Here is a 12,921-nt window from a genome sequence, read left to right as displayed (position 1 = left end):
AACGGGCAATGCTATTCACGGCTGCCGGAACCGTCGGTAGCGTCGGTCGTCTAACGTCAGTCGGTATGGCGATGAATCTGGTTCACCGGTTGTGCTGCAACTCCGACCGCTGGGCCAGGGAAGTTGAAAGCCAGGTCTTGCCATGGGTGCTCGCCGAGGTGGACCTGGGCGACAACACCCTCGAGATAGGACCCGGATACGGCGCATTTCTTCGGGTCCTGGTCGACAAGACGCCGAACCTGACCGCTGTCGAGATCGACGCCCCGCTGGCGCAGCGGCTGCAGGAACTGTACGGAGACCGGGCACGCATCATCATCGGCGACGGCACCGCCACCAGACTGCCCGCGGACGAGTTCAGCTCCGTGGTGTCGTTCACCATGCTGCACCACGTGCCGACCGTCAACCTGCAAAACCGGCTGTTCGCTGAAGCCTTCCGGGTACTGCGCCCGGGCGGCGTATTCGCCGGCAGCGACGGCGTGCCGTCGCTGGCGTTCAGCTTGTTGCACCTGCGCGACACCTGCAACCCAATCCCGCCAACGACCTTGCCGGATCGCTTGCGCACAGCGGGTTTTCGCGATGTCGATGTTGAGGTTCGCGCCCGCAGGCAACGCTGGCGGGCGATCAAACCCGCGGCGTGACGTCAGTAACAAGCGCTCGAGATCGTTCGGCGGCCCTTGTCGCTACCGGACCCACAGCACCGGCCAATCCCAACCCGAGTGGAGGAAACCCGTGACACACGACCCGACCAGCACCGTCGATCGGACCCGGCTTCCGTTGCCGGACACACCGACGGGGGGAAAGGCCGGTCGAACGGTTTCCGAGTCGACAATGCCTACTATCACTCCCATCCGCCCACCACAGAACGCGCCGAATGTGGTGATCGTCCTTCTCGACGACGTCGGATTCGGCGCCACGGCGACCTTCGGCGGCCCGGTGCCGACGCCAACCGGCGACGCGCTGGCACGGGAAGGGCTGCGGTACAACCGGTTTCACACGACCGCCTTGTGCTCCCCCACTCGCGCCGCACTGTTGACCGGCCGGAATCATCACGCGGTCAACACGGGCAACATCACCGAATGGGCCACCGGGTACGACGGCTACAACAGCATAATCCCGAAGTCTGCCGCCACCATCGCCGAGACCCTGCGCCAAAACGGCTACAGCACAGCAGCATTCGGCAAATGGCACAACACCCCGGTATGGGAGGTAAGTCCGGCCGGACCCTTCGACAGGTGGCCAACCGGTATGGGTTTCGAAGAGTTCTATGGCTTCATGGGCGGCGAAGCCCACCAATACAATCCCGGCCTGTATCACGGCACGACGCCGATCGAACGTCCCGAAGACGTTGAGAACTACCACCTTACGACCGACCTCGCGGATCGGATGATCGAATGGGTACATCGGCAACAGGCCATGTCGCCCGACCGACCGTTCTTCGTCTACTGGGCGCCCGGCGCCACCCACGCACCGCACCACGTGGCGCCGGAATGGAGCGAACCTTTTCGCGGCCGATTCGCCGCGGGCTGGGACCAGCTGCGTGAGGAAATCTATTCCCGGCAGCAGGAACTGGGCGTGATCCCCGCAGACGCCGCGTTGACTCCACGCCACGAATCGATACCCGCCTGGGACACGATGTCAGAAGAGCAGCAGCGCATCGCATCACGGCTTATGGAGGTGTACGCCGGATTCCTTGCCCACACCGATCACGAGATCGGCCGGATCGTCACCGCGCTCAAGGACATGAGCGTCTGGGACAACACGATGTTCGTCTACATCATCGGTGACAACGGCGCAGCTGCCGCCGGCGGGATCACCGGTGTCTTCAATGAGATGGTGACGTTGAACGGCCTCCAAGAAGACCCCGAGATCGTCCTGTCGAGGATCGACGATTTCGGCGGGCCCAAGGCCAGCAACGAATATCCGGTCGGCTTCGCCTGGGCGATGTGCACCCCGTTCCAGTTCACCAAGCAGTTCGCCAGTCATTTCGGTGGCACCCGCAATCCGATGATTGTGACCTGGCCGCAACGCATCAACGACCGCGGCGGGCTGCGCTCGCAGTTCCACCATGTCATCGACATCGCCCCGACGATCCTGGAAGCCGCCGGAATTCCAGCGCCCACAACGGTCAACGGCGTGCCACAGCAGCCCTACGACGGCATCAGCCTGGCCTATACCTTCGACGACGCGGCCGCCCCCGACCGGCGCCGCACCCAGTACTTCGAGATCAAGGGCATCCGTGGGATCTATCACGACGACTGGATGGCCTGCACCTATCACGGCAAGATCCAGTGGCAACCGGGTTCAGCGATGCCCGCCTTCTCCGACGACCGCTGGGAACTCTACGACCTGTCGCGGGACTACAGTCAAGCCGTTGATCTGTCCGCCCAGCACCCGCATCGGCTTGCCGAGTTGAAGGCACTATTCGACGCTGAAGCCGAAAAAAACCATGTCTTTCCGCTCGACGACCGCGGCCCCGCACGGGCGATCGGTGCGCGGCCGACCGTTCTGGGCCAGCGAACCTCGATTTCGTTGGGGCAAGGATCAATCCGAATGCCTGAGGACATCATTCGGTGCGCCTTCAACCGGTCCTACTCGATTACCGCCGAACTGGACACTCCCGGTGGCGACACCGTCGACGGTGTTGTCCTGGCGGCCGGCGGTTACTTCGCCGGCCTAGCCCTCTACGTACAGAATGGACTGGCCAAGTTCACCTACAACTATTTCGGGTCCAAGTACACGACCATCGCCGCGGCAACGCCCCTGCCCGCGGGAAACTCGACCGTCGCAGTCGAATTCGACTATGACGGTGGAGGTTTAGGCAAAGGCGGCGTCGCGCGACTCCTGGTAAACGGGTGCCAGGCAGCTGAATCTCGCATCGAGCGGACGGTTCCACTGGGGTTCAGCGCCGACGAAGGACTCGATATCGGGCTCGACGGCGGCACCCCGGCCGCCGACACCTACGAGGGCACCTTCCCGTTCAACGCCACCATCAAGGAGGTGACGATCCAGCTTCGGTGACACGCCGGCGGCCGGCTGTCCCCCGCCGTTGGGCACCCGCCGTTAGCCGGCCTTGGCGATCGCGACTCGTACCCCGTCGCCGATATCGACGCCGCCGGCCGGGTCGCCGAATTCGAAACTGGTGGCCAGGATTTCGCCGGCAATGAGATCGCGGTGGGTCTGCGCCCAGGCCTGACGCTCGGCAGGCACCGATATCACCACGCTGATCCGGTCGGACACGTCCAGCCCGGTCGACTTGCGCAGCTCTTGCAGTTCCCGGATGCGGTCTTTGGCCCAGCCCTCGGCCTCCAATTCCGGGGTCACCGTGCCGTCGAGCACCACCAGCCCGGCACCGCCGGGCAGTGCCGCGGTGGACTCCGGATCGGCGGCCACCAGCCGTGAGCTGTATTCCTCCGGTTGCAGCACCGCCGGTCCTGCCGTCAAGGTGCCGTCGGAATTGACGACGCCGTCGCCGGCCTTGACCGCCTTGATCGCCGCTTGCACGTCCTTGCCCAGTCGCGGCCCGGCCACCCTGGCGTTGACGGTCAGCTCGAACCGCCCGTAGGTGTCGATGTCGTCGGTGAGCTCGACCTGTTTGACGTTGAGCTCATCGGCGATCAGCTCGATGAACGGCTGTAGTCGTTGCGGATCGTCGACTGCCACAGTCAGTTTCGGCAGCGGCAGGCGCACCCGCAGCTTTTTGGCCTTGCGCAGCGACGACGCGGCCGAGCACACTTCGCGGACCTGATCCATCGCCGCCACTAGGCCGGCGTCGGCGGGCACCGCATCGGCTCGCGGCCAGTCCGTCAGGTGAACCGAGCGCTCACCGGTCACCGCGCGCCAGATCACCTCGGTCATCAACGGCAGCAACGGCGCAGCCAGTCTGGCGGTAACCTCCAACACGGTGTGCAGGGTGTCGATGGCGTCGGCGTCTTCTTCCCAGAATCGCAACCGTGACCGCCGCACATACCAATTCGTCAGCGCCTCGGTGAACAGCCGAAGCTGCTCGCAGGCTCCGGAGAGGTCGCACACCTCCATCGACCCGGTGAGGTCGTCGCGCAGCACCGCCAGCTTGGCCAGGATGTAGCGATCCAGTACATGGCGTGAATCGGTACGCCAGATACCCACTTTCGGCGCATACAGGGCCAAGAAGCTGTAGGCATTCCACAACGGCCGTAATACCTGCCGCACCCCGTCACGGATCCCCTGTTCGGTGACAATCAGGTTGCCGCCGCGCAGGATCGGCGAGGCCATCAAGAACCAGCGCATCGCGTCGGAGCCGTCCCGGTGAAACACCTCGTTGACGTCGGGGTAGTTGCGCAGCGACTTGCTCATTTTCTGGCCGTCGGAACCCAGTACGATCCCGTGCGCCACACACGTTTTGAACGCGGGCCGGTCGAACAGCGCGGTCGCCAGCACGTGCAGTGTGTAAAACCAGCCACGGGTCTGTCCGATGTACTCGACGATGAAGTCCCCGGGGTAATGGGCATCGACCCTCCTGCCGGAGTCGGCGCAATCGACTCCGTCGAACCAGTCACGGTTTTCGAACGGGTAGTGCACCTGAGCGTAGGGCATGGAGCCCGAGTCGAACCACACGTCGAGCACGTCCGGGATGCGCCGCATCGTGCTTTTGCCGGTGGGATCGTCGGGATTGGGCCGGGTGAGCTCGTCGATATAGGGCCGGTGCAAATTGTCCGGCCGCACCCCGAAGTCGCGCTGCAGCTCGTCCAGGCTGCCGTAGACGTCGATTCTCGGGTACGCCGGGTCGTCGGACTTCCACACCGGAATCGGGGTGCCCCAGTAGCGGTTTCGCGAGATAGACCAATCGCGGGCACCCTGCAGCCACTTCCCGAACTGGCCGTCTTTGACGTGTTCGGGATACCAGCTGATCTGCTGGTTGAGTTCGACCATGCGGTCCCGGAATTCCGTCACTGTGACGAACCAGGACGACACCGCGCGGTAGATCAACGGATTACGACAGCGCCAGCAATGTGGGTAAGGGTGTTCGTAGGATTCGTGGCGGATCAACACGGCGCCGCTCGCCGCCGCCGGACCACTTTGTTTCTTCAAGTCATGGATGATCTGGGCGTTGGCGTCGAACACATGCTGCCCCTGGTAGTCGGCAATGGTGTCGTCGAAGCGGCCCTTGGCATCGACCGGGGTTACCGGCGCGATGCCGGCCACCTCCGCGACCGCCATGTCGTCTTCCCCATATGCCGGGGCCATATGGACGATGCCGGTGCCCTCTTCAGTGGTCACAAATTCGCCCGAAAGTACGCGAAAGGCATTGGCAGAGTCCATAAAGTATGTAAACGGCGGCAAGTAGTGCAGGTCCAGTAGGTCGGCTCCGCGATAGATGCCCACAACCTCGGGCTCTTCGCCGAGCTCTCGAGCGTAGGCAGGCAGCCGTGCCTCGGCCAGCACGAAGCGCCGATCACCGGCCCTGACCTGGACATACGTCACGTCAGGATGGACGGCGACGGCCAGGTTCGACGGGAGCGTCCATGGTGTCGTGGTCCATACCAACAGGAATGCGCCGGCCAGCTCTGTAAGTGCTTGGCCACCCGGCACTTTGAATCCCAGCGTGATCGCGGGGTCCTGACGGCTTTGGTACACGTCGTCATCCATCCGCAGTTCGTGATTGGATAGCGGGGTTTCGTCGCGCCAGCAGTAGGGCAGCACCCGGTAGCCCTCGTATGCCAGGCCCTTGTCCCAGAGCTGTTTGAACGCCCAGATCACCGATTCCATATACGACAGATCAAGCGTCTTGTAGTCGTTGTCGAAATCGACCCAGCGAGCCTGCCGGGTCACATATGCCTGCCACTCGTCGGTGTAGCGCAACACCGAAGCCCGGCAGGCATCGTTGAACGCGGCGATCCCCATTGCGTCGATCTGCGATTTGTCGGTGATGCCCAGCTGGCGCTCGACCTCGAGTTCGGCGGGCAACCCGTGGGTGTCCCAACCGAAGCGGCGCTCGACCTTATAACCGCGCATGGTTCGGTACCGCGGCACGATGTCCTTGACATAGCCGGTCAGTAAATGCCCGTAGTGCGGCAGGCCGTTGGCGAAGGGGGGCCCGTCGTAGAACACGTATTCCGGGGCACCGTCGCGGCGGGCGATACTGGCGCGGAAGGTGTCGTCGCCGGCCCAATACCCGAGGACCTGGTCTTCCATCGCGGGAAAGTCCGGAGAGCCACCACGGTGGTCGGCGCCCAGGTCGCTGCGCGGGTAGGCGCTGTCGGTCATGCCGTCTCCTGTGTCGCTTGTCACAAGACACGGGGACGACGACGCGCCGGAAGCGCGAGCACCGCGGTACCACCCCGCTTGCCGCACCTACGCACGGCCGCTCGTTGCAGGCTGTGACGGGCCCACCCGTTCGGTTCTACTGGGCTTTTGGGCTGTTCTTCCGAAGGCTCACCGGTGATAGCCGGATCAACGCCGTTGCGGCCGATCCTACCCGGCAGCGGGAGTGCGAACCCCACCCAGCCAACAAACTGCGACCCCTCAACCACGGGTTTAAACCCAATGCAGCGAAAACCGAAATTTAAGCACCAACCATCAACTAGGCTCAGCTCACCACCGCTAGAAACCTAAATACCCGGATGAACGGTCGTCACAACGTCGGGCATGGGGCAACCCGTACCGACGGCAATATGGTCGTGCCTTCGGGGAGGCACGACAAGTTAATGAGGGGGCATGTGAACACCACGATACCCGGCCTACCCAGTGCCGTCACGACCGCAGTCCGTTGGCCGGCCAGGGGCACCGACCCGTCCAACGTGTCCCGTGACGTGCGGTGGACCGGCACCGGTGGCGCAACCCGAAATCGTTACGGCCAAGACCTCGAACCCGGTTCACCGGGGTCCCTACACATGTCATCACCGTGCCGGGTTCTGTGGACCACCCTTGGCTCTCCGGTGCATCGCAACCTGCTGGGCGACTGGGAGGAAGAATGGTCAGAGTAGGGAAAGTAGAGGCCGGGACCATCCGCGATTGGGCTCCCGAGCCGGGCCTGCTGGTGTCGTGGCAACCGTCGCCGCCGTCGCTCGCGAAGGCGAAGCAAGCACCGATCAGCCCGGTACCGCCCAGCTATATGCAAGCCCATCACCTGCGTAACTTCCGGTCCTACGCCAGCCGCGGCCTGGAGATGTCGCGATTGCTGATCTCCGCCTGGGACATTCCCGGTCGATGCGACATCCGCACCATGACGCACGTCATCAATGCACATCTGCGTCGCCACGACACCTACCGAAGCTGGTTCGAGCACACCGAGGGCGATCGCTTCGTGCGGCGAACCATCAACAAAGCCAACGACATTCAGTTCGTCGCGACTCAGCACGGTGAGCTGACAACGCAAAGCCAGTGGCGGGACCACCTGCTGGCCACCCCGACCCCGCTGGAGTGGGACTGCTTCCGCTTCTCGATCATTCAGCGCGCAGACCATTTCACCTTCTGTGTGGCCATTGACCATCTTCACTGCGACGCCATGTTCGTCGGCGTCGCGTTCGCCGAGATCCACCTGATGTACGTAGCGCTGGTTGGGGGCGGAGCGCCGTTGCGCCTGGCCGAGACGGGCAGCTATCACGACTACTGCACCCGGCAGCAGGAGCACCTGGCCGGGCTCACCTTGGACTCCCCGGTCATCCGCGCATGGGCCGAATTCTTCGAGACCAACGACGGTTGCCTTCCCAAATTCCCACTGCCGCTGGGGGACACATCTGCGCCGTGCGAGATGATGGGCGTCCGGCTGTTGGACGAGCGGCAGACACTCGCGTTCGAGTCCGCATGCTTGTCGGCGGGAGCCCGGTTCTGCGGTGGCGTACTCGCTATGTCGGCAGTTGCCGAACATGAATTGACCGGAACCGACGAGTTTCACGCCATCGTCCCCATCGACATTCGCCGCACCCAGACGGATTTCATGACGACGGGTTGGTTCACCGGCTTCGTGCCGCTCACCGTCCCCACCACCGGATCGTCGTTCGGTGAAATCGTCAAGGCGGCTCAGGAATGCTTTGATTCCGGCCGGGAATTGGCCGAAGTGCCGTTGGACCGCGTGCTGGAACTGGTTCCGTGGCTGCGGAAAGGCCAATGGGGAGCACCATTGCTCTTCTACCTCGACGCCGGCATTCCGCCGCTGTCGGCTCTGGCCAACTGCCACGTGGAAGGCCTACACGCCCGGCTGTGCCACGACGGCGGAATGATGGGGCAAATCGATATCCGGATTAACCGGTTCGAGAAAGAGACCCAGTTAACGGTGTTGTTCCCGGACAACCCGGTCGCCCGCGAGTCGGTCACCCGCTACGCGGAGACGCTGAAGGCCGCCTATGTCCGGGTAGCCGAGGGACGCGAAGTGATGCCGGCCCGGCGCCACAACGGCAGTCAGCTGCACCTCGCCTATAGCCGGCGCGCCTACGAACCCGCGACCGCGGTCCCCCCCTTGACCACCTGGCGCACCGGCTAGGCCGGAAATCCGGGTTTTACCAGGGAGTTTCGAATTGGCACGTTCTTCGGCCATGACGGACAACAGGATCGCCTTTCTCGACCACGCAGCCTTCCTTCGGTTGCGCGCAACCGGCGTTGACACCGTCGGCCAAGTTACCTGGATCTACGATCGTCCGGTTGACTTGGAAGCGTTGCGCCGGTTCAACCGCAACCTCGGCCATGGATGGCTCGGGCGCCGAATCGAACGTTCCCCGTTACCGTTTGGCCGTCCCCGCTGGGTCGCATACCGCGATGCGCCGGACATCGACGTCGCCCCGGCACCCCGATCTCGCGCTGAAATCATGGGCTGGCTGGATGAGCGTGCGCAGATTCCGGTCGACCCCGAATACGGTCCTTGCTGGCACCTGGGGGTCCTCCCGCTCCACGACGGTGGGACGGCGGTAACCCTAATCACGTCGCACTCGGTGGTGGACGGCGTCGCGTTGCATCTCGCTATCCACGAGGCCGTCAACGGCATCACCCGCGATTTCGGCTATCCACCCCCACGATCGCGCAGTCGTGGACGAGCACTGTTTGTCGATGCGTGGGACGCCGTTCGCGGATTGCCCCAGGTTTTTCGGGCGCTGATCGCCGGCATCATGCTCGTCCTCAACCGTGGCTCGAGTGCGAAGGCACCAACAGGCGCACCACCGGCTGCGTCGGGCCGCAGCGACGAGCCAATTGTCGTACCTTCTGTCACATTTTCCTGTGGGCTGGCTTCGTGGGATGGCCGGGTACTCGAACTCGGCGGGTCCAGCAATTCGCTTTTCGTTGCTTTCGCGACCAGGCTCGCGCAACGCATGGGACGGCTGAGCCCGGCTGATAACGCTGTCACGATAACAATGCCGGTCAATGAACGCACCGCAGGTGATTCACGGGCAAATGCGCTGACGGCCATTACCTTCCGGGTCGACCCGGACCGCGTGGCGACGGATTTGCAGCTCATCCGCAACGAGATGAAACAGAGCCTGGCCGCACTCCACGAAACCCCAAACGAGCTGCTCAAACCGCTGCCGCTGGTCCCTTACACACCGAGGTGGCTGGCCAGGAAGATGGCAGCACTAGCCCTGGGCAGTTCGGATTTGCCGGTTTGCTGTTCGAATGTCGGGAACCTTAGTCACGATTTGAACCGTATCGACGGCACCGATGCCGACCATTTCTCCGCACGTCTGTTCAATCAGGGTGCGGCCAAACAGAATATCGAGCGGGAAAGCGGCCAGCTGTACCTGTTCTCCGGACGTCTGAATGGAAAAGTTTTCATCAGCGTATCCTCTTATCAACGTGGCGCGGAGAATTCGAACCGGCAGCTGCGCGGATTGATAGAACAAACGCTTGCAGATTATCGGCTAACCGCTGAGGTATTCGGATAGTTCGCAGTCACCGGACTGAGGTCGCCCGGGGGGCGGGAAGCAAAAGGTAGGGGACGCTGATGAAGTTCGCACTGGCGATCAACGGCACCCGCGGCGATGTCGAGCCCTGCACGGCCCTCGGTCGGGAGCTGCTGCGCCGGGGGCACGAAGTTCGCCTCGCGGTGCCGCCCAACCTGATCGATTTGGCCGAAGCGGCCGGACTGGATGCGGTCAGCTACGGACCGGACACTCAGGCGCTGCTGGACGACGAAGACAACTTGCACGAATTTTGGAAGCCGCAGACTTCGGTCAAGTTGGTGCGCGAAGGTATCGCGGACCTGCGTCAGGCCTGGGCCGACATGGCTGCGACCCTGAGATCGTTGGCAGCCGGCGCGGATCTGGTGTTGACCGGCATGATCCACCAGGGCATTGCCGCCAACATCGCCGAGTATTACGACATTCGGCTGGCGACCATGCACTTCATGCCCGCGCGGGTCAATGGCCAGCTCTTGCCAATCCTGCCGGCGCCGTTGAATCGCTCTCTAATTTCGGCGCTGTGGTGGGTGCACTGGCGCATCACGAAGAGCCCTGAAGACGTGCAGCGGCGAGAACTGGACCTGCCGAAGACAACCGCGTCGTCGTCGTCGCGCATTCTGGGCCGCCGGGCGCTCGAGATCCAGGCGTATGACGAGCTGTGCTTTCCCGGCCTGGTTACCGAATGGGCGCAATGGGCTGACAGGCGGCCGTTCGTCGGAGCGCTGACCCTGGAACTGCCAACGGATTACGACGACGAGGTGTTGTCGTGGATCGCTGCCGGCACGCCGCCGATCTACTTCGGCTTCGGCAGCATGCCGGTGGATTCGCCCGTCGACACCATCGCCATGATCAGCGCCGCCTGTGCGGAATTGGGCGAACGCGCGTTGATCTGCACCGGCCAGAACGACGTCAGCACTCTCGGGTGCGCGGACCACGTCAAACTGGTGCCCGGGGTAAGCCACGCCGCGGTATTTCCGGCCTGCCGCGCGGTGGTACACCACGGCGGCGCCGGAACGACCGCGGCGGGCATGCGAGCCGGCATCCCTACCCTGATCCTCTGGATCTGGATAGAGCAACCGATTTGGTTAGCCCAGATCAAGCGGCTCAAGATCGGCTCTGGACGCCGGCTCGCGGCCACCACGAAGGAGACGCTGGTCAGCGACCTCCGGGCAATTCTGGCCCCCGCGTACGTCAATCGGGCCCGCGAGATTGCAAATCAGATGACCAAACCTGGCGAAAGCGCCACGCGGGCAGCTGATCTTCTGGAAAATGAGGTGAGCCGGAATCAGTACAGCCCGCAATTTCGTGACTGACTCCGGTGCGCACCGCCCACTCGAACAGGACGACATGACCGCGAAATGCTTCTTCAACGACAGAGCCCCGGGCGGTCGCCACCGCTTCCTATGCGTTGACGCAGTGTCGGTCAGCTGAAAGACGCGAACGGGAGGAGGGGGCAGATGTGGACCACAGTACTGATCCTCGCGCTGATCACAGCGACTGAGCCGGTGCGTCTGGGCGTTGCCCTCTTCTTGATCTCGAAGCCGCGGCCAATGGTCAACCTACTCGCTTTCTGGTTCGGCGGAATGGCGACGGGCGCAGCCGTCGCACTGGGTGTTTTGCTTCTGCTGCGCGACTTCGCACATGCCCTCGCCGACAATGTGACCTCCCTGGCGGCAAGCTCCACTGTCGGGCACATCCAAGTCGCGCTTGGTGTCGTGGCATTAGTGGTGGCCGCGCTGGTCGCCGCCGGAGTCTCGGTCCGTTCGCCCGCGCTGGCGTCCACCGGCGAGTCCTCGACGGTGCTGGTGCAGGAGCAGCCCTCCCGATTCTCGCGGCTGATGGCAAACGCCCAGAGTGCACTCGAGGGCGGATTTCCCTGGGTGGCGTTTGTGGCCGGCCTGAGCTCGGCGGGACCACCGCCGGTGGAGTACCTGGTGGTGCTCACCGCCATCGGCGCGTCGGGTGCGGCGTTCGGCACTCAGCTCAGCGCGACCGTCGCCTACCTTCTCGTGATGCTCGCGATCGTCGAGATCCCGCTTGTCAGCCATCTGGTCAACCCTGACAAGACCGAAGCCACCATGTTGCGGCTGCGCAACTGGCTACGGACGCATCGGCGCCAGATCCTCTCCGTTGCCTTCGCCGCGGCCGGGGTCGCCCTGCTGGCAAGCGGCATGAACTGAACCCAGCATGCGGGGTTGCCAGCTGAGCCGATGACACCAGAACCCGGCCGCCTCGCGCGGTACTACCACCAAGCAGCGGCAGAGACGTTGCGGCTCATACCCACCGACGCACAACGGGTCCTCGATCTCGGCTGCGCGGATGGGTCGTTCGGCGTCACGGTCAAAGACCGAACCGGCGCCGAACTCTGGGGCATCGTGTCCGATGAGCACACCACCCGGCCCGCCAGCGCCGTCACCGAACGCGTCCTCACCGAAGACCTGGAGCGGGAGATCGCCCAACTGCCCGACGGCTACTTCGACGCGGTGATCTGCGTCGACGTATTGGAGCGGCTGGTGGAACCGGGCGCGGCGCTACACAAGCTGCGCACCAAGCTCAAGCCCGACGGCGTCGTCGTCGCCGCGGTTCCCAACTTCCGCTTTCTTCCCGCGCTGGGCCAGGTGCTGTTCCGAAAAGACTTCCCGCAAGAGGACTTTGGCCCTTTCGACCGCACCTACCTACGTTTTTTCACCCGCCGGAGCATTGTGCGAATCTTCAAGAAGGCGGGCTTGCGGATACAGCGGATCGAGGGCATCAACGCGTGGCCCGGCCCGCTGGGCGTGGCGATTGCCGTAGCCAGTTTGGGGTTCTTCGCCGACGGCCGATATCTCCACTATGTCTGTGTCGGGTCGCCGGCCGCGCCGAGGCCGGGGCTATTGACCGTGTTCAAAGCGGGCGCCCGCCAAGCTACGTGAAGCGCGTCGCACCGCCTCGGACGGGATCGGTCATCGGACGACCTTGTAGCCGCGGCGTTTTTGCAGCCGCCGCGGCAATATTTCGAAAGATGCCCACTGGAAATAAAGCCTCCAGTAACCAGTCGCATCGAAACGACGTGTCGAAG

General features: G+C 63.7%; 8 protein-coding genes. 7 read left to right on the top strand and 1 reads right to left on the bottom strand.

The features are described from left to right. Positions 1-65: 65 nt before the first annotated feature. Positions 66-638: a class I SAM-dependent methyltransferase gene (locus tag BST40_RS02005; protein WP_075546140.1), complete on the top strand. Its 573-nt coding sequence runs from the start codon at positions 66-68 to the stop codon at positions 636-638. Positions 639-828: 190 nt separating this feature from the next. Beyond that, positions 829-3,018: an arylsulfatase gene (locus tag BST40_RS02000; protein WP_241780193.1), complete on the top strand. Its 2,190-nt coding sequence runs from the start codon at positions 829-831 to the stop codon at positions 3,016-3,018. A 42-nt stretch (positions 3,019-3,060) separates the two neighbouring features. Here BST40_RS02000 and ileS read toward each other — a convergent pair whose 3' ends face one another. After that, positions 3,061-6,243 (bottom strand): isoleucine--tRNA ligase, encoded by a 3,183-nt coding sequence (gene ileS / locus BST40_RS01995; protein ID WP_083153251.1) that lies wholly within the window; start codon positions 6,241-6,243, stop codon positions 3,061-3,063. Positions 6,244-6,949: 706 nt separating this feature from the next. On the opposite strand from ileS, the gene BST40_RS01985 reads away from it, so the two are divergent. From BST40_RS01985 to BST40_RS01965, 5 genes are all read left to right on the top strand, one after another. Next, positions 6,950-8,458 (top strand): condensation domain-containing protein, encoded by a 1,509-nt coding sequence (locus BST40_RS01985; protein ID WP_082275310.1) that lies wholly within the window; start codon positions 6,950-6,952, stop codon positions 8,456-8,458. 52 nt (positions 8,459-8,510) lie between these two features. Then, positions 8,511-9,848 carry a condensation domain-containing protein gene (locus BST40_RS01980; RefSeq protein ID WP_083153244.1) on the top strand — a complete coding sequence of 446 codons (1,338 nt, stop codon included), beginning with the start codon at positions 8,511-8,513 and terminating at the stop codon, positions 9,846-9,848. A 59-nt stretch (positions 9,849-9,907) separates the two neighbouring features. Beyond that, on the top strand, positions 9,908-11,176 hold the full coding sequence (locus tag BST40_RS01975; protein WP_083153243.1) for a glycosyltransferase: 1,269 nt from the start codon (positions 9,908-9,910) through the stop codon (positions 11,174-11,176). A 144-nt stretch (positions 11,177-11,320) separates the two neighbouring features. Then, positions 11,321-12,043: a GAP family protein gene (locus BST40_RS01970; protein WP_083153242.1), complete on the top strand. Its 723-nt coding sequence runs from the start codon at positions 11,321-11,323 to the stop codon at positions 12,041-12,043. Positions 12,044-12,073: 30 nt separating this feature from the next. Further along, positions 12,074-12,775 (top strand): class I SAM-dependent methyltransferase, encoded by a 702-nt coding sequence (locus BST40_RS01965; protein WP_075546134.1) that lies wholly within the window; start codon positions 12,074-12,076, stop codon positions 12,773-12,775. Positions 12,776-12,921 lie beyond the last annotated feature (146 nt).

Origin of the sequence: Mycobacterium persicum (assembly GCF_002086675.1) — a bacterium.
GTDB lineage: Bacteria > Actinomycetota > Actinomycetes > Mycobacteriales > Mycobacteriaceae > Mycobacterium > Mycobacterium persicum.
The sequence above is the reverse complement of the archived record's forward strand: the minus strand, read 5'-3'. Positions and strand labels throughout refer to the sequence as shown.

Bases quoted from the DNA above. Each gene is read 5' to 3' on its own strand.
- BST40_RS02005 (WP_075546140.1), top strand. From the start codon at position 66: ATGGCGATGAATCTGGTTCACCGGTTGTGCTGCAACTCCGACCGCTGG.
- BST40_RS02000 (WP_241780193.1), top strand. From the start codon at position 829: ATGCCTACTATCACTCCCATCCGCCCACCACAGAACGCGCCGAATGTG.
- ileS (WP_083153251.1), bottom strand. From the start codon at position 6,243: ATGACCGACAGCGCCTACCCGCGCAGCGACCTGGGCGCCGACCACCGT.
- BST40_RS01985 (WP_082275310.1), top strand. From the start codon at position 6,950: ATGGTCAGAGTAGGGAAAGTAGAGGCCGGGACCATCCGCGATTGGGCT.
- BST40_RS01980 (WP_083153244.1), top strand. From the start codon at position 8,511: ATGACGGACAACAGGATCGCCTTTCTCGACCACGCAGCCTTCCTTCGG.
- BST40_RS01975 (WP_083153243.1), top strand. From the start codon at position 9,908: ATGAAGTTCGCACTGGCGATCAACGGCACCCGCGGCGATGTCGAGCCC.
- BST40_RS01970 (WP_083153242.1), top strand. From the start codon at position 11,321: ATGTGGACCACAGTACTGATCCTCGCGCTGATCACAGCGACTGAGCCG.
- BST40_RS01965 (WP_075546134.1), top strand. From the start codon at position 12,074: ATGACACCAGAACCCGGCCGCCTCGCGCGGTACTACCACCAAGCAGCG.